17 protein-coding genes are annotated in these 16,682 nt (G+C 60.8%); 6 read left to right on the top strand and 11 right to left on the bottom strand.

Features of this window, described 5'->3' with window-relative positions; translation table 11 throughout:
* Positions 1-370: 370 nt before the first annotated feature.
* From C8D72_RS12755 to C8D72_RS12735, 5 genes are read right to left on the bottom strand one after another with little or no spacing between them, the layout of a single operon-like run.
* The gene (locus C8D72_RS12755) at positions 371-1,438 is read right to left on the bottom strand and encodes a class I mannose-6-phosphate isomerase (RefSeq protein ID WP_115854802.1); all 1,068 of its coding nucleotides are present in this window, start codon (positions 1,436-1,438) and stop codon (positions 371-373) included.
* Between the two features lie 41 nt (positions 1,439-1,479).
* Complete coding sequence (locus C8D72_RS12750; protein ID WP_115854801.1) at positions 1,480-2,403, bottom strand: metal ABC transporter permease; 924 nt, start codon at positions 2,401-2,403, stop codon at positions 1,480-1,482.
* Positions 2,400-3,278: a metal ABC transporter permease gene (locus tag C8D72_RS12745; RefSeq protein WP_115854800.1), complete on the bottom strand. Its 879-nt coding sequence runs from the start codon at positions 3,276-3,278 to the stop codon at positions 2,400-2,402. Before C8D72_RS12745 ends, C8D72_RS12750 begins: the two co-directional genes overlap by 4 nt.
* Positions 3,275-4,084, bottom strand: a complete 810-nt coding sequence (locus C8D72_RS12740) for a metal ABC transporter ATP-binding protein (protein WP_170140597.1) — start codon at positions 4,082-4,084, stop codon at positions 3,275-3,277. Before C8D72_RS12740 ends, C8D72_RS12745 begins: the two co-directional genes overlap by 4 nt.
* Positions 4,077-5,021, bottom strand: coding sequence for a metal ABC transporter substrate-binding protein (locus C8D72_RS12735; protein WP_115854798.1), 945 nt, complete (start codon positions 5,019-5,021; stop codon positions 4,077-4,079). The genes C8D72_RS12740 and C8D72_RS12735 overlap by 8 nt, the downstream gene beginning before the upstream one ends.
* Before the next feature lie 175 nt (positions 5,022-5,196).
* Between C8D72_RS12735 and C8D72_RS12730 the strand changes: the two genes are divergently transcribed.
* Both C8D72_RS12730 and C8D72_RS12725 read left to right on the top strand, forming a co-directional pair.
* On the top strand, positions 5,197-5,865 hold the full coding sequence (locus tag C8D72_RS12730) for a DUF1007 family protein (protein WP_245955254.1): 669 nt from the start codon (positions 5,197-5,199) through the stop codon (positions 5,863-5,865).
* The gene (locus C8D72_RS12725; RefSeq protein WP_115854797.1) at positions 5,850-6,884 is read left to right on the top strand and encodes a nickel/cobalt transporter; all 1,035 of its coding nucleotides are present in this window, start codon (positions 5,850-5,852) and stop codon (positions 6,882-6,884) included. Before C8D72_RS12730 ends, C8D72_RS12725 begins: the two co-directional genes overlap by 16 nt.
* A 12-nt stretch (positions 6,885-6,896) precedes the next feature.
* On the opposite strand, the gene C8D72_RS12720 is transcribed toward C8D72_RS12725, so the two are convergent.
* On the bottom strand, positions 6,897-7,475 hold the full coding sequence (locus C8D72_RS12720; RefSeq protein WP_170140596.1) for a fasciclin domain-containing protein: 579 nt from the start codon (positions 7,473-7,475) through the stop codon (positions 6,897-6,899).
* A 46-nt stretch (positions 7,476-7,521) separates the two neighbouring features.
* Positions 7,522-8,661, bottom strand: coding sequence for a GNAT family N-acetyltransferase (locus tag C8D72_RS12715; protein WP_115854795.1), 1,140 nt, complete (start codon positions 8,659-8,661; stop codon positions 7,522-7,524).
* Between the two features lie 166 nt (positions 8,662-8,827).
* On the opposite strand from C8D72_RS12715, the gene pncB reads away from it, so the two are divergent.
* Positions 8,828-9,994, top strand: coding sequence for a nicotinate phosphoribosyltransferase (pncB, locus tag C8D72_RS12710; RefSeq protein WP_115854794.1), 1,167 nt, complete (start codon positions 8,828-8,830; stop codon positions 9,992-9,994).
* 71 nt (positions 9,995-10,065) lie between these two features.
* Here the strand turns inward: pncB and C8D72_RS12705 are convergent, their stop codons facing one another.
* From C8D72_RS12705 to gap, 4 genes are all read right to left on the bottom strand, one after another.
* On the bottom strand, positions 10,066-10,905 hold the full coding sequence (locus tag C8D72_RS12705; RefSeq protein ID WP_115854793.1) for a dienelactone hydrolase family protein: 840 nt from the start codon (positions 10,903-10,905) through the stop codon (positions 10,066-10,068).
* Positions 10,906-11,076: 171 nt separating this feature from the next.
* The gene (locus C8D72_RS12700; RefSeq protein ID WP_115854792.1) at positions 11,077-11,361 is read right to left on the bottom strand and encodes a hypothetical protein; all 285 of its coding nucleotides are present in this window, start codon (positions 11,359-11,361) and stop codon (positions 11,077-11,079) included.
* Between the two features lie 276 nt (positions 11,362-11,637).
* Complete coding sequence (locus tag C8D72_RS12695) at positions 11,638-12,318, bottom strand: haloacid dehalogenase type II (RefSeq protein ID WP_115854791.1); 681 nt, start codon at positions 12,316-12,318, stop codon at positions 11,638-11,640.
* A 95-nt stretch (positions 12,319-12,413) separates the two neighbouring features.
* Positions 12,414-13,415 carry a type I glyceraldehyde-3-phosphate dehydrogenase gene (gene gap / locus C8D72_RS12690; protein WP_115854790.1) on the bottom strand — a complete coding sequence of 334 codons (1,002 nt, stop codon included), beginning with the start codon at positions 13,413-13,415 and terminating at the stop codon, positions 12,414-12,416.
* A gap of 492 nt (positions 13,416-13,907) precedes the next feature.
* Between gap and glk the strand changes: the two genes are divergently transcribed.
* Genes glk through C8D72_RS12675 form a run of 3 tightly spaced genes read left to right on the top strand, consistent with a single transcriptional unit; the run spans position 13,908 to position 16,605 of the window.
* The gene (gene glk, locus C8D72_RS12685) at positions 13,908-14,870 is read left to right on the top strand and encodes a glucokinase (RefSeq protein WP_115854789.1); all 963 of its coding nucleotides are present in this window, start codon (positions 13,908-13,910) and stop codon (positions 14,868-14,870) included.
* Entirely contained in the window at positions 14,867-15,736 is an 870-nt protein-coding gene (locus tag C8D72_RS12680; RefSeq protein ID WP_115854788.1) for a D-hexose-6-phosphate mutarotase, read from the top strand. The genes glk and C8D72_RS12680 overlap by 4 nt, the downstream gene beginning before the upstream one ends.
* A gap of 5 nt (positions 15,737-15,741) precedes the next feature.
* Positions 15,742-16,605 (top strand): aldo/keto reductase, encoded by an 864-nt coding sequence (locus C8D72_RS12675; RefSeq protein ID WP_115854787.1) that lies wholly within the window; start codon positions 15,742-15,744, stop codon positions 16,603-16,605.
* The last annotated feature ends 77 nt before the right edge of the window (positions 16,606-16,682 follow it).

The raw sequence follows: 16,682 nt of genomic DNA, 5'->3' as shown, positions 1-16,682 counted from the left end.
ACAGACCTGTAAGGCGCCGACCCTGCAGGCGGCACCCCTATGGACGCTGTACGAACATCGTTTCTATCGACATTCCTTATCGATAAACGATCGCTCATGGTCGGCTGTGCATCCGGCACCACCGCTAACTGATAAATCCATCAGAAAAAATGGCGCCGGAGCATCAAGACCATTCCGGACCATGAGCCAGATATAGCGTGAACGGCAAGCAGCGTCAAAGCACTTTCATGGACTCGCCCACCAATTTTGTAACTTCTGTAAACAAGATAATCTGGATTAAAATTTCTGATAACGAAAACGCTGTTTACCGTCCATTGATGAACAATTGCCCGGTCTGTTGAAACAATCATGCCTCCGGCTTCAGGCGACCCTACAACGACTCAACACCGTCGATATCCCCCAGGCGACCGAGCTCTTCGGCGGTAAAACCGGCATGCTCGAGAAAGGATTTCACCGCACCCAGGTCGGGGACATAGCTCATCAGTACCTCGGCGCGTCCTTCAAGCGTCGCTTCCCCCAGCGCCGCCGGCAGCAGCACGGATTCACCGCGCTCAAGGGTCACTGCCTCACCATTGGCGTGAAGGGTAAAGGGCGCCCCCAGGTTGGACACCAGCGTGGCGCGCTCGATTGTGCGGGTATAGGTGGTGTCGATCGCGACGCGCTCCAGCGCAAAGAAGGGCCCCACGCAGCAAAAGCGTCGCTCCACGCCCGGCGCCTCGTGCACGCTCAAGGGCGTCGAGGGGGCGGTCTGCAGCGACAGATCGATCTCCTCGAGCAGAGCGTCGATATTGGTTTCGCGCTGCTCATGGCTGATCTCGCTGCCATCCTCCATCTGCCAGGCCATGGCGTGCTGCTGATGGTCCGCCTGCTGCTGCACTTCATACAGCAGTGTGTCCGGGCCAAAGCTGTGCAAAAGCCCTGCCTGTACGTAAAGCGTATCGCCGGGGCGAATCTCGATACGGTGCATCACCTCATCAAAGCGCTCTTCCCAGAGCGCGGTGCGCAGCGTGTCGTGATCCACGCCGTCCCTGACGCCGGCCAGCAGCGTGGCACCGGGCGCGGCGTGCAGGATATGCCAGGCCTCGGTCTTGCCATGGGACCAGGTCTGCTTGCGCCGGGCCGTGGGGCCGTTGGCGTGCAGATGGACGGGCAGCATGCCGGTAGCATCAATGAACTTGGCCAGCACCGGGAAATGCGGCCCGTCAAAGCCCTCACCTACCAGCGCCTCGGGGTACTGCTCGACCAGCGCATGCAGGGATTGGCCTGCCAGCTCACCGTTGGTGACCCTGGCGCCCTTGCCTTCGATATCGCTGCTCTCCCAGCTTTCGGCCACCCGGCCTTTTGGTAGATCACGACGTCCCAGGACCTGTTCTATCTGCCGCCCGCCAAACACGTGCGGGGCATAAAAGGAGGTCAGTTTCAGAGGATACCAGCGCATGCCACTCTCCCTGTACAGCGCAGAACATGTGGAGTGACAGTCTAGACACGATGCCGGCGATACACCTCCTCTTGCTCCTGCGCCGCCTCCCGGTCGGCGCGAATGGCGCGCCGAACACGCACCTTCTGGAACACTACCCCGCGGCCGGGGGCAAACAGGAAGGCCAGCAAAAAGAGAAATGCCTGGATGAGCACGATCACGCCGCCAGTCTCGATATCCACGTGAAAGCTCACCATGACGCCCGAGAGCACTGAAAGCCAGGTGCTGGCCGAGGCCACCATCATCATTGACGCGAGCCGTCGGGTCAGCAAAAAGGCCGTGCAACCCGGTGTGACCAGCATGGCGATCACCAGCACGACACCGACGGCCTGAAGCGCCATCACGGTGGTCAACGTCAGAAGGATCGTCAGCAAAAGCTGCAGCCGACGGGTATTGAGCCCCACCACCTGCGCCTGCTGTGGATCAAAGCAGTAAAGCCTGAGATCGCTGAATTTCAGCGCCACAGCGCCCAGCACGACAATGCCGGTCATGATGAGCTGATAGCGCGTTGAGGCCTCGATCCCCAGCAGATTGCCCAGCAGGATATGCATGAAGTGCACATCCGAGGGCACCATGGCCACCAGTACCATGCCCAGTGCCAGAAAGCCGGTAAAGGCGATGCCCAGCACCGCATCGGGGCGAATGCGACAGTTTCGCTCGATCAGCCCGGCTCCCAGCAGGCAGCACAGGGCACTGACCAGCGCGCCGATCACCATGGGAATGCCGGCAAGCCAGGCCAGCACGATGCCGGGCACCACGGCATGCGAGGCGGCATCCCCCACCAGCGACCAGCCCTTCAGCACGATCAGACAGGACAGGACGGCGCAGACCGTGCCGACCAGCAGACCCATCCACAGCGCCTGGCGCATGAAATCCAGCGTCAGCGGCAGCCAGAGCACGGCAAGCCATTCGTCGAGTGCGCTCATGCCCCCTCCTCACCGGCGACATCCGCTGTTGGACGTCGCCGCCGGGCCAGCACGCCGTGGCGCGGTGCCAGCACGAAAATGACCAGAAAGCACAGGGTCTGCAGCAGCACGATGGTGCCGCCCACCGAGCTGTCCATGAAGTAGCTCGCCCAGCTGCCCATAAAGGCGCACACCCCGCCGATCAGCGGCGCCAGCCACAGCATGTGGCCGAAGCGGTCGGTGAGCAGCCAGGCGCAGGCGCCGGGCGTGATCAGCATCGCCACCACCAGCAGCGCCCCGACAGCCTGCAGCGCCCCCACGGTCATCAACGAAAGCATCGACAGCAGCAGCGCGTTAAGCCAGACAGTGTTAAGCCCCATGACCCGGGCGTGCCCCTCATCGAAGCAGTACAGCATCAGATCCTTCCAGCGCAGCGACAGCGCCACGAGACAGACCAGCGAGATGATGACCAGTTGCACGGTTTCGGCACTACCGATGCCCAGCAGGTTGCCAAAAAGAATCGTGCTGAGCTGCACACCGCTCGGGTTGAGCGAGATCAGCACCAGCCCCAGCGCGAGAAAGGCAGAGAAGACCACGCCAATGGCGGCATCGTTTTTCAGGGCGCCCTGCCCCTTGATCAAGCCGATGCCGCCGACGGCCAGCAATGCGCTGATAAAGGCGGCCGGCGCGAACGGCAGGCCGAGCGCGTAGGCGATCGCAATACCCGGCACCACGGCGTGGGAGAGCGCATCGCCCAAAAGCGACCAGCCCTTGAGCACCACATAGCAGGAGAGCCAGCCACACACGGCGCCGATCAGCGTGCCGACCAGAATGCCGCGCGTCATGAACTCGTAATCAAACGGCGCCAGCAACAGCGCGATCGGATCACCACTCATGACAGGCTCCATGCCGAGGCGCGCTCAGGCGTCGCAGTCTCGGCGCCCGACAGGACCGTGTCGGCCATGACATCGCCGAAGGTGGCCGCCAGATGGCGCTGGGTAAAGGTGGTGGCCACCGGCCCGAAGGCCACAAGCTGCTGTGAGACCATGGCGACGTGATCACAGTACTGCGGCACGTTAGACAACGCATGGGTGACGATCAACACGGTCACGCCCTCGTCGCGAAGCCCGCGAATCAGCCCCATGATGCCCTGCTCGGTATGGGCATCCACGCCTGTAAAGGGCTCGTCGAGCACCAGAACACGGCTGCCCTGCGCCAGCGCGCGAGCCAGAAACACCCGTTTTTTCTGACCACCGGAGAGCATGCCGATCTGGCGGCGGGCCAGGTCAGTGATCTCCATGCGGGCCATGGCCTCTTCCACACAGCGCCGGTCGGTCGCCGAGGGGATGCGCAGCCAGTTCATCTGCCCCTGACGCCCCATCATCACCACATCCCACACCGAGACCGGGAACTGCCAGTCCACGTCCTCGGCCTGGGGCACATAGGCGACGAGATTGCGCTTCTGGGCCTGGCGCACCGTCATGCCCATAAGCCGCACCCGGCCACTGGTGGGACGCGTAAACCCCAATATGGTTTTGCACAGGGTGGACTTGCCGCTGCCGTTGGGGCCGATCAGGGCACAGACGCTGCCAGCGGGCAGCGTCAGCGAAATATCCCGAATGCCCAGATGGCCATCGGGGTAGCGCACGCTGGTGCGCGACACGTCGACGACCGGGTCGTCGTATTGATGAGAGTTACTCAAGGTCAAACCCCTTTTGTATCTGCAGGGCGTTGTAACGCAAAAGTGTTTCGTAATCGGGCACCACACCGTCGCTGCGGGTGAGCGAATCGACATACAACGTGCCGCCATAGCGCGCGCCGGTCTCGGCAGTCACCTGCTTCATGGCTCGGTCGTTGACCGTGCTTTCACAGAAGGTCACCGGGATATCATCGGCGTTGAGGTGATCGATAAGGCGGCGCACCTGCTGCGGCGTGCCTTCCTGCTCGGCGTTGACCGCCCAGAGATAGCGCTCGCGGAAATCATATGCCCGGGTCAGATAGGAAAAGGCGCCTTCACAGGTGGCCAGCGTTCGCTGCTCGTCAGGAATGCGGGCAAAGGTGTCCCCGAGTTCACGATCCAGAGTTTCGAGACGCTCGCTGTAGGCTTTGGCATTGCGGTTATAGGTTTCCGCCTGCCCGGGGTCCAGCGACACCAGCGCCTGGCGAATGTTTTCGACATAGATCAGGCCATTGCCAGGGGTCATCCAGGCGTGCGGATTGGGGCGCCCCTGGTAGGGCCCCTCGCTCAGTCCGATGGGCTCGATGCCTTCGGTCAGAACGGCCGTGGGGACATTGTCCATGCCCTGATAGAACCGCTGAAACCAGCGCTCCAGTCCCATGCCGTTGTACAGGATGAGATCCGCCCGGCGGGCCTTGAGGATATCGCGCGGGGTGGGGGCATACTCATGAATCTCGGCCCCCGGCGGCACAATGGACACCACGTCCAGCGCCTCTCCCGCCACTTGGCGCGCCATGTCCGCCATGATCGTGAAGCTTGCCACCACGGTCTTGCGCTCCTGCGCCTGGACAGTGCCCGGCATCGAAAGCAGCGCCAGAAGAGCCCAGACCGGTACTGCCCGAGCGCTCGACATGCGATAGCGAAAACGCGAGATAATGGTTGTAGCAACCCCTGATCTCATGGCGAATCTTCCCCTGGTGGTATCATCATGAAATCCTATTTAACCACGGTTAAAAAAGAAACCCCGAGTTGCTTAATTCATGCTGATGAATCATGCGCCCTTTTGATGGGCACCTCTCGCAACCCCTGCAGGGCTGGGGCAACATGCCATGTCGATCACTGGATGAGGCAATCGCGTGTCCGTATATTCTCCACATTTGAGACGTGGTCTGGCCCTGCTGGCAGGGCTTGTCATGTCATGGGTCGCGCTACCGGCCATGGCGCATCCCCATGGCTGGATCGATTACCGTGTTGCCGTCATGGTCGATGACCAGCAACGGGTCACGGCGCTTGAACAGTCATGGAAGATGGACCCGTTTCAGAGCCTGACCATGGTGGAGGGTCTGGAAAGCGTGACGGGTGAGGAGAGCATGGCGCAGCGCCTGGATGCGCTGGGCCACGAAATCGCGGCCAATCTGGCGACCCAGCATTATCTGACCCACGTGTATGACGGCGAAGAGGAACTGACCTTGGGGGGCATCGAGGACTACACCACCCGCCTGGATGACAACCGGGTCGAGTTCTCCTTTATCGTGACGCTGGCCGAGCCACAGCCGCTCAGCGAGTCGCTGCGCTGGCAGGTCTATGATGGCACCTATTTCATCGAGTTTTTGTATGACGATCAGATCGAGCGCCCCGTTGAGCTGGTCAATGCACCACCGCAGTGCCACGGCGAGGTAGTGCACGCCGACCCCGACCCGGCGGTCGTGGCCAGAGTCTCGGCCATCGACATTACCGGCGAGACGCCCGAGGGCATCGGCCGTCTCTTCTCGGACACCGGAGTGATCAAGTGTCAGGACGCCTAAAACCGCTACTGCTCGCCCTCGCCCTGCTGTTGCTGGCGGCAGTGCTGCTCTCCCCTGTCGGCCAGGGGCTCTGGCACTCGCTGGTGACCGGGATTATCCAGCAGCAGCGCACGCTGCATCGGGGTCTGGCCGGCGCCATGATGGCGCTGTCCCGGCGCGAAGGGGTCGGTGACTGGCTGGATCTGATGCTGTTGAGCATGGGCTACGGCGTCTTTCATGCCCTCGGCCCCGGCCATGGCAAGGCCGTGGTCGCCACCTATCTGCTCACCCACCGCGCCGCCCTGACCCGCGGGCTGATCATGACCGCCAGCGCTGCACTTTTGCAGGGTGTGGTGGCCATTGCCATGGTGACGATACTGGTACTGGGACTGGGCTGGCTGACCCGGGAGGCGATGGCCGGCACCGCCTGGGTCGAGAAGGCAAGCTTTGCCGCCGTCACGGCGCTGGGGATCTGGCTCATGGTTCGCGCCGGGCAAGGTCTGCGCAGACTCCGGGTCGAGACGGCTCCGTCGCCCTCACCTGCCAATAGCGTATCACCCGGCGCCCTGCGGCTGACCCCGGCACCCTCCACGGGTGCCAGTGTTGTGACGCCGCTCGATCATGTCGCCAGCGGCCCCTGTCACTGCGGCCGGACGCATCATATCGACCCCATGACCAGCGGAAGGCACTGGCGCGAGATGACAGCGGCCATCTTCTCGATCGGGCTGCGCCCGTGCAGCGGCGCGGTCATGGTGCTGGGCGTGGCGGCCATGCTGGGGTTCTGGTGGGCCGGGGTTCTGGCAGTGCTGGCCATGTCAGTGGGCACGGCGCTCTCCACTTCCCTGCTGGCCGCACTAACCGTACTGGCCCGTGTTCGAATGGCGCATCTTTTCCAGCGAGCCGACGCCCGCCGCCCTCTGGGGCTGGGGTATTTTCTTGCCCTGCTGGGCGGTGCGCTGATCACGCTTTTGGGCATTGCCCTTTTGATCAACACCCCTGGTACAGCGCTGTCACCGCTGATGCAGGGGCCACTGGGCTAGAGATGCCGGGTCTCAGGAATCCGGCCGCAAACCGGTGGCATCCCAGGGAATCAGCACGCCTTCGATGGGGTGAATAATGCCGTTTTTCGCCCGAGTTTCCTGGCGGTCGACCGCAATGTCGTTGACCCGGTACTGACCGTTGTCCACGTGCAGACTGAGCTGCCCTACCAGTGCCTGGGGGCGCCCCAGCGCCTTGAACTCGCTGGCCGGCACAATACCCGGCAGCAGATGATATTTGAGTACCTTTCTCAGCCACTCTTCATGTTCACCGCCGAGCAGCGCCTGGCGTTCGCTGTCCGGCAGTCGGGCAAAGGCCTCATCGGTCGGTGCAAAAAGGGTGTAGGGACCGCCGTCGCTGAGCATATCGCTCATGTCGGCATCCTCGATGGCCTGTACCAGGGTGTTGAAATCACCGCTGGTCTTGAGCGTTTCCAGAAGCGTCTGCTCTTCGTGATCGGTACGGTCGCCCGGCTGCTGCTGAGGCGCACTCTGCGACTGCGACTGTGATTGCGCCTGCGCCATCGACGTCATGCCACCGGCCGCCAGAGCCAGACAGGCCGCCATCCACATACTGCGATACAAGGTTTTCATCATCTCTCCATGACATGGATACAGGAAATCGGTCGCCACCCGGGGATCAGCTGTCGTGTCGGAAGGGCAGCATGGTCGCCGCCTCAAGACGCATCTGCGCCATGACCGTCTCCTCGCGCACCAGAAAGTCCGCCACGGCCTCGCGAAACCCGTCGTGAGCCAGCCAGTGCAGTGAGCGCGTGGCCGTCGGTTCAAAGCCCCGGGCGATCTTGTGCTCGCCCTGGGTGCCCGGATCAAAACGGGACAGACCCGATGCCAGGCAGTGCTCGATGCCCTGATAGTAACAGGCTTCAAAATGCAGACAGCTGGCCTCGACCTCACTGCCCCAGTAGCGTCCATAGAGCGTAGTCGACCCACGCAGACACAGCGCTGCGGCCACGGGTCGCGATGTCTCATCCAGCGCCTGAACCAGCACCAGTGATTCGGGCATGTCCTGAAGCAACTGGTAGAAGAAATCGATCTCCAGATAACCGCGCTGGCCGTGCTCCATATAGGTGATCTGATAGCAGCGATAAAAGTGCTCGATCGCCGTCCGGTCGATCTCGCCTCCGGTCAGGCGGCGCATCACCAGCCCCTGCTCGGCCACGCGGCGTCGTTCACGACGCACTTCCTTGCGCCGCTTTGAGGTCATGGCGGCCAGAAAGCCCTCGAAATCACCATAGCCGCGATCAAACCAGTGATACTGCATACCGCTGCGCTGGAGCAGTTCGGGCCAGCGTTCACACCATTGACGCGCCAGCCCCGCCTCGGGAAACAGCAGATGCCATGACACCAGACCGGCACTTTCAAGGTGCTCGGCCATGGCCGTCAGCGCCTCATCGGCATCAATCTCGCTTGATAGCAACAGGCGTGGGCCGGTCGCGGGCGTAAAGGGGATGGCGCTGAGCTGCTTGGGATAATACTCCCCACCGGCACGCTCCCAGGCATCGGCCCACTGAAAGTCAAAGACATACTCGCCCCAGGAGTGATCCTTGAGATAGCGCGGCATGGCGCCTACCAGCTGGTCTCCCTGCCAGAGGGTCAGGTGATGCGGCGTCCAGCCGGTGTGCGAAGAGACCGCGCCGGTCACTTCCAGAGCGTTGAGAAATTCGTGACGGATAAAGGGGTAGTCCGAGCCTGCCAGCGCATTCCATTGCTGCGCATCGATATCGGCCATCGCACCGATATCGCGAATATCGAGACTCATGGCGCTTCTCCAGCCAGGTGCATGATAAGGGTACAGGATAGAAGGTACTGACGTGCCGGGGCAGGCCTGATGGTGTCTACGCTTCGGGATGGAGTCAGCGTAGCTGCTGCGCTATGCTGTCAGGCTATTATTTAAATGGCCATCAACAGAGATGCCGACTCGCTCAATGCTGCATTCGATCCTTGATAATGACTTCTACAAGTTCACCATGCAAAACGCCGTGGTGAAACTGTTCCCCAACGCTTATGCGCGCTACAGCTTTATCAATCGCGGAGAGCACGCCTTCCCGCCCGGCTTCGGTGAACGGCTCAGGGAGCAGGTAGACGCCATGGCCGCGCTGCGGCTGACGGGTGAGGAGCGTCATTTCCTGGAGGTCACCTGCCCCTATCTCGACCCGACCTATCACGACTTCCTGGAAGGCTTTCGCTACAAGCCCCAGGAGGTCACCATCGAGCAGCACGGCGAGACGTTAAGCGTCACCATCGAGGGTCTGTGGTATCGCACCATCCTCTGGGAAGTGCCCCTAATGACGCTGATCAGCCAGATCTGGTACGAGATGCTCGAAGAGCAGCGCGACAGCGACGAGATGGTCACTCAGCGCACGCGTGAAAAGATCGAGCACTACGGCGAGCTGGGTGTGCGCATTGCCGAGTTCGGCACCCGCAGGCGCCACTCCTATGAGGTGCATGACCTGGTCGTGAGCACCCTCAAGCGCTATGGCGGCAGCACCTTTACCGGCACCAGCAACGTGCACATGGCCCATCGTCACGGGGTCAAGCCGCTGGGTACGCATGCCCACGAGTGGTTCATGTTCCATGCCGCCCGCTTCGGCTTCAAGATGGCCAACACGCTGGCACTCGAGAACTGGGTGGAGGTCTACCGCGGTGATCTGGGCATTGCCCTGTCGGATACCTTTACCACCCAGGTCTTTTTTGAAAGCTTCGACAAGATGTTTGCCAAGCTGTTTGACGGCATTCGTCACGACAGTGGTGATCCCATCGAATTCGCCAAGGCCACCATCGACCACTACGAGCACTATGGTATCGACCCGCGCAGCAAGACCATCATCTTTTCCGATGCGCTGGACACCCACAAGGTCGAAAAGATCACGCGCTTTTGTGAAGGCCGCATCGGCATGTCGTTCGGCATCGGTACCAACTTCACCAACGATGTCGGCCTCAAGCCGATGAACATGGTGGTCAAGATGACCGAAACCCGCCCCGAGGGGGATCAGTGGCTGCCGGTCGTCAAGCTCTCCGACATTCGGGCCAAGAACACCGGTGACCCGGGCATGATTCATCTGGCGCGGCGCATTCTGTCCCTGCCTCAGTAAGGGACATGGCCGAAAGCAAAGGGGCCGATGCGGTAAACACCGCATCGGCCCCCTTTTCCTGAGGCATTGCCCTATTTCGCGGCGGCCGGAGCCGCGGCAAAGACCTTGTTGAACACGTTGAGCATCACCTGCCAACTGGCGGCATCGGCCGCTGCGTTGTAGGCCAGCGGCAGATCGAATTCGCTGGCCTTCGCGTCAACATAGGGGTTGGTAAAGGCGTGCATGGCATCGGGATACTGGATCAGCGTGGCATTGGTCTCCACACTCTGATAAGTATCCAGCAGAGCCTTGAGCGCTGACTGCTCTACCATCTGATCGCTCAGGCCGTTCTGGATAATGACACGTCCATCAAAGTGCTCGGGCGTTTCGACCACCTGCCCGGGACTGCCGTGAAAGCTCACCGCCGCCTTGAACGGCATCCCGGCAAGCGCGGCATTGAGCGCCACACCACCCCCGAAGCAGTAGCCGATAATCGCCATGCGCGACTCATCCACCCCCGGAGTGCCCCTGAGCGCCTCGATGGCGGTCTCGAGATTGTGCTGAGCGCCAGGCCAGTCACTCATCACGGCCTTTGAAAAGCTGCCGGCCTCATCGGGATGCGTGGCCGTTTTTCCGCTGCCATACATGTCTACGGCAAAGGCCACATAGCCCAGCGCGGCCAGCTGCTCGGTGCGCTGGCGAATGTAGTCGCTCAGCCCCCACCACTCGTGGACCACCAGCACCAGCGGGCGCTTGCCGTCCGTTTTCGTGTCGCGCGCCAGGTAACCGGTGTACTGCTCACCGTCCACACTGTAGGTCAGGGTCCGCGTTTCAACCCTTGGGCCCATCTGCCCCGGTGTGCCCTCTTCCCCCCAGGTATTGACGCTGGCCAGCATCAATCCCATGCCGAGTCCCAGAAACATGGTTCTCATGAAAGCTCCCTGTGCTGTTGTTTGTTCGTTATGTCGGTGGCGCCATGCTTATCGCCAGTATAAGAAGACCTGCCACAATTCGATATTATTGCGTCCAGGCATATCATGCGAAAAGGGGGCCCGCCAGCCATGGCGGAGCCCCCTTTCACGAACAGAAAACGGCGGGATGACTCAGGCGCGACGCTGCTCGGCGAGGAGCACCGGGCTTTCATCCTGCGTCTGCTCCTGTGAGTCGTCAGTCGATGCCGTCTTTTGCGTCTGCGCTGCCGCACGCGCAAGACTTGCCCGGACCAGATCACGAAGCTGGTCGCAGGTAATGATGATGCGTTCTGCGCGGGGTTGCCCCTGCCAGATCACATCAATGACCGGATGCTCTCGCGTCTGATCGATGCCGACAATACGCCCCTGCCGCTCCCGACGTGCATCCTTCAGTGTTGATCCCAGAAGCTGATGCACACCGCTGACACATTGTTTTCTGGATACATATGGCATGGCTGGCTGACCTGTTGCTGCCATTGAACGGCAGTCATTTCGGGTGCATTGCTGCACGCAAAAGGATAAATCAAGGTTGACAAATCATTCGTTTTAAAGCGCAACCTTAACATAACGAACTGATCAGAACACTGGATATTTGTCAATTAAATTGTCGCCATAATGCGACACCAGCGCCCCTTTCAGGCCAGTCAAACCGGGAAAATCAGGCATGATAAACACCCTGATCGTTACCCGATATCAGGCCCCTTTGGCCAGCTTCTGCGCCAGCTCGTCAAGTCTTTCAACTTCAATATCGGGCGCAAGCGAGGGGTCTTCTATCAGTGCAGTCTTGTCTCGATGAATCCAGGCCGCCTTCAAACCCGCATGGCGAGCCCCCTGAATATCCCAGTTATTGCTTGAGACCAGCCAGGCATTGTCATGGGCCACATTCATGCGCCGCGCCAGATGGTGATAGACCACCGGGTCAGGCTTGAAGCGTTTAATGTCGTCAACGCTGACCAGCGCCTCGAAGTGATGTGCAAGCCCTGCATTGCCCAGCACCTCCTGCATGGCGTTTTCAGTGCCATTGGAAAAGGCCACACAGCGATAGCCGGAGGCCACCAGTGAGGCCAATGCAGCGTCAACTTCCTCAAAGGCGGGCAGTCGGGAATAGGCCGCCAGCCACTCATCCCGGGTGCTGGCATCCACCTCGACATCCTGCGCTGCGATGGCAACGTCGAGCGCGTCGCGCGTACAGACCGAGAACTCGACATAGCGTCCCATCAGGCCGCGGCGAAAGGCCAGCTGCAGCTGACTGGCACGCCACTGGGCGGCAACGCTCTCTGCCTGCTCATTCAGCGTCGGGCGCAGCACCTCGGCCATGGCGCTCGGGTTGATCAGTGTGCCGTAGACATCAAAGGCCAGTAGGGTCTGTGTCATTTCTCCTCCCTGAGAAAGCTGTAGCAAAAAAATGCGTCAAAAAAGGACGCCCGAAGGCGTCCCTTTATCATCGCAATAATATTACGAAGTGAGACCTAGAGCGTTTTGCCCATGGCCAGTGCCGTATCCAGCATACGGTTGGAGAAGCCCCATTCATTGTCGTACCAGGACATCACCTTGACCAGCTTGCCGTTGACACGCGTATGGTTGGTGTCAAAGGTCGAGGAGCTGGGATTGTGGTTGAAATCAATCGAGACCAGCGGCTTCTCGTTGATGTTCAACACGCCCGACTTCTCGGCGGCATCGCGCATGATCTGGTTGATCTCGTCACGGCTGGTCTCGCGCGAGGCCGTAAAGGTCAGATCCACGACAGAGACGTTGATCACGGGCACGCGAATGGCAAAGCCGTCCAGCTTGCCGTCAAGCTCCGGCAGCACCTTGGCCACGGCCGAGGCGGCACCCGTCTTGGTCGGAATCATCGACTGGGTCGCACTGCGCGCACGGAACGGGTCGGAATGATAGACGTCAGACAGGTTCTGATCGTTGGTATAGGCGTGGATGGTGTTCATCAGGCCGGTCTCGATACCTACGGTATCGTTAAGGGCCTTGGCCACCGGCGCCAGGCAGTTGGTGGTGCACGACGCATTGGAAACCACGGTGTGGCCGGCTTCCAGCACGTTTTCGTTGACGCCAAAGACGATGGTGGCGTCGGCATCACCGCTCGGGCCGGAAATCAACACCCGCTTGGCGCCGGCTTCAATATGCTTGGCCGCAGCGTCACGCTTGGTGAAGATACCCGTGCATTCCATGACCAGATCAACGTTCAGGTCACCCCACGGAAGATTGGCCGGATCCTTTTCGGAGAGGATACGCACGCGGTCGCCGTTGACGGTAAAGCTCTCATCGTCATGAGTAATGTCGGCATTGAAATGGCCGTGCGTGGTGTCATTTTCCAGCAGCAGCGCGTTCAGCGCCGGGTCGCCCAGATCGTTGATGGCAACGACCTCGATACGGTCACGATAACCCCCTTCATAAAGTGCGCGAAAGGTGTTACGTCCGATACGTCCGAACCCGTTGATTGCGACACGAAGCGTCATGTTTTCTCCTCCTGCAACATTGGATGAAGCTCATCACCGACAGGTTAATGAGCCGCAATTCTCTCGGTTTTCGGCCCCTGACCTTCTAACGTGGGGTCATTTTCCCTGACCTCAATGGCCTGTTGTAAAGCACTGCCTGTATTGATGTCACCGATCGACCAAATGTGCATCAATATCGCTTGTCTGGTGTTACCTGATACCCGAACCAGTCTGGCCAGGGACGGACAATTACGCCAGAACCTATCCTCATTGGGTGACCATACCCTGACCTGACAGCGCAGACCATGCCAAAAGCCCGGCCGGCATTGTTTCCGCAAAACAGGTGAATCGTGTCAAACCAGGCGCAACCCGGTAAAGTCCTGCCTATATGACATGCTTTACCCTGTGTGAACACCTCGCATCAGCGTGCCGCTACAATGACTGATATTCTGTCGGTATCAATGTGAAGGCCATGTTTCAAAGACTTATAGAACTTCAGGAGTATCATTCGCCATGACACGCCCCGCCCTGGTCGGCGATATCGGTGGCACCAATGCCCGCTTCGCCCTGGTGACCCCCGGCGCCTTCGATCTGCATGATATTCAGACGCTGGCCTGTGCCGATCACGCCAACCTTGATGATGCGGTCAACGCCTATCTTGCCAGTGTCGATGGTGAGCGGCCGGTCGAAGCCTGTCTGGCCTTCGCCTGCCCGGTACACGATGACGAAATCAAGATGACCAACAATCCATGGCGTTTTTCGAAAACCGCCATGAAAGCGCGTCTCGGGCTGGATAATTTCAAGCTCATCAATGACTTTACCGCCATGGCGTTGGGGCTGCCGCACATCCCCGATGAGGATCTGGTCAATCTGGGCAACGGCCACAGCGAAGCCGGTCGCGCCCGCCTGGTCATTGGGCCGGGTACCGGCCTCGGGCTGGCCGGGCTGGCGCCGAGCCAGCGCTTCTGGATTCCCCTGTCGGCCGAAGGCGGTCATGCCAGCTTCGCGCCGGTCGATGATTTCGAGATTCGTCTGCTGCAGTGGTTTCGAGGCCGCTACGGCCGCGTCTCGATCGAGCGCGTTCTGTGCGGCCAGGGACTTCTGGACATCTATACGGCCATGTGTGAATTCGAAGGCCATCACTGCACCCTCACCACACCGGCGTGCGTCACCGAAGCTGCCCGCGGTGAGCAGGACCCCGTCGCCTATCAGGCCGTTCTGCGCTTTTGCAAGATCCTCGGGGATGCCACCGGCGATGCGGCCCTGACCCTGGGCGCCCGCGGCGGCGTTTATCTGTGTGGAGGCATCCTGCCACGCATCCTCGATATTCTTCGGATCAGTGATTTTCGCAAGGCCTTTGCCGACAAGGGACGCATGAGCCCCTACAATGCCGATATTGCGACCTGGGTAGTGACCGCCAAATGGACCGGACTGCTGGGCGCTGCCGAAGCACTGCACAATGAGGAAGTCACATGATCCCGGATGCATTGAGCGAGCTTTTGTCGTCCACTCAGGGCCAGCGTGATGCGACCTGGGAGGGCCGCTCGCTGCTGGTCATCAATGATGACTGGGGTGAGCTGATTCTTTCCCGTCATGGCGGCCATCTGCTCCATTACGCGCCGGCCGGTGATCGCGGCTGGCTCTGGACCACCTCGACGCCCAAGGCACCGCCGGAGGCCCTGCGCGGCGGTGTCCCGCTGTGCTGGCCCTGGTTTGCTGAGCCCGACGACGGCAATGGTCCCATGCACGGTGTCGCTCGTACGGCCGACTGGCGCATCGACGCCGTGGATGAAGACGTGGAAGGCGGGGTGGAAATCCATCTTTCCCCCGAAACGCGGTTGCATAACATGCTGGCACCTCGCCTGGTCATTCATGCCAATGCGCAGCGCCTGGCCATGGAGCTTGTCACCGAGCACACCGGTGAAACGCCGATACGTCTGACCCAGGCACTACATGCCTATTTTGCCGTGCCGGATACCCACCAGTGCCGGATAGAAGGTCTGGGCGGGGCACGCTATCTCGACAAGCTGGCCGACTACGCCGAGGCAGAACAGACCGGCGCATTGGGTGTTCGCGGGGCGCTGGATCGCATTCATCACTCCAGCCGACCGCTGGTGCTCGATGATGGCCACAGGCGCCTGCGAATCGCCAAGCAGGGCAGCGACTCTAGCGTGGTCTGGCACCCGGGAGACAAGCTTCCGGGCGACATTCCCGATCGTGAACGCCTGAACTTCATCTGCATCGAACCGGCATGTACACGTCTGGATCCGGTCTGGCTCGCCCCCGGGGCGCAGCATGTCCTGTCGATGCACGTAAGCCTTGACACCTCTGCTCAGGAATAACCCTGATGAGCATGACAGCTTCGCCCTTCGTTATCGGGCTGCGTCAGCTACCGTATTATGACAGCCTGCAAACGCCCGAGGCCCTGGCGAGCTGGTTTCAGCAGCGCCTGGCAGAAGGACTTTGCGAATTTGACCACAGCGATCTCGAGAAGGGTCAGGAAACCCTTCTGGGGCAGGCCATCGACCAGCTGCCGAATGATCGTGTACGACAGCTGCAGTTCGACATGCGGGTCGGCGTGGTTCCGGCACAGCACAATGATGACCGTTTCGGGGCCAAGTATTACGACACCCGGCCGGAGTATCTTGATGCGGTCGTGGATCGCGCGCTCAGTCAGCTGGGCCTGACGCAGCTCAACACCCTCATGCTCATGCGTCCCGACCCGCTGATGGATGTCGAGGCCACCGGGCGGACGCTGGATGCCATTATCGACAGCGGTCGGGCGCGCCGGATTGGCGTGGCCAATTTTCTGCCGGCCCAGTGGCGGCATCTGCAGGGGGCCATGCAGACCCCGCTGGCCTGTCAGCAGATGGAAATGTCGATCGCCCGCAGCCAGATGCTTTTTGACGGTATGTGGGACAGCCTGCTGCAGGACAACATGGCAGGCCTTGCCGGCTCACCGCTGTGGGGCGGGCGCATCTTTGAAAATCAGCTGGGCCAGGTGCTCAAGGCGATGGCCGACACGCACCAGGTCAGCCCTGCCGGTATCGCTCTGGCCTGGCTCAACACCATCCCGGGACAGCCTAGAGCGGTCGTGGGGACACTGCGCTCCGAACGGCTACAGTCACTGGCACACGATGCCGGCCTGACACTGAGCCGGCCGGAATGGTTTGCGCTACTGGAAGCGGTACGCGCCTGTCGCGTGCCCTGACCCTGTCCTTCATGGATACCCCCGAGGCTGCCCGTTTCATGATGGGCAGCCTTTTTTACGCGCCAACAACCCTTTTA

The organism is Kushneria indalinina DSM 14324 (assembly GCF_003385845.1).
Classification (GTDB): domain Bacteria; phylum Pseudomonadota; class Gammaproteobacteria; order Pseudomonadales; family Halomonadaceae; genus Kushneria; species Kushneria indalinina.
The sequence above is the reverse complement of the archived record's forward strand: the minus strand, read 5'-3'. Positions and strand labels throughout refer to the sequence as shown.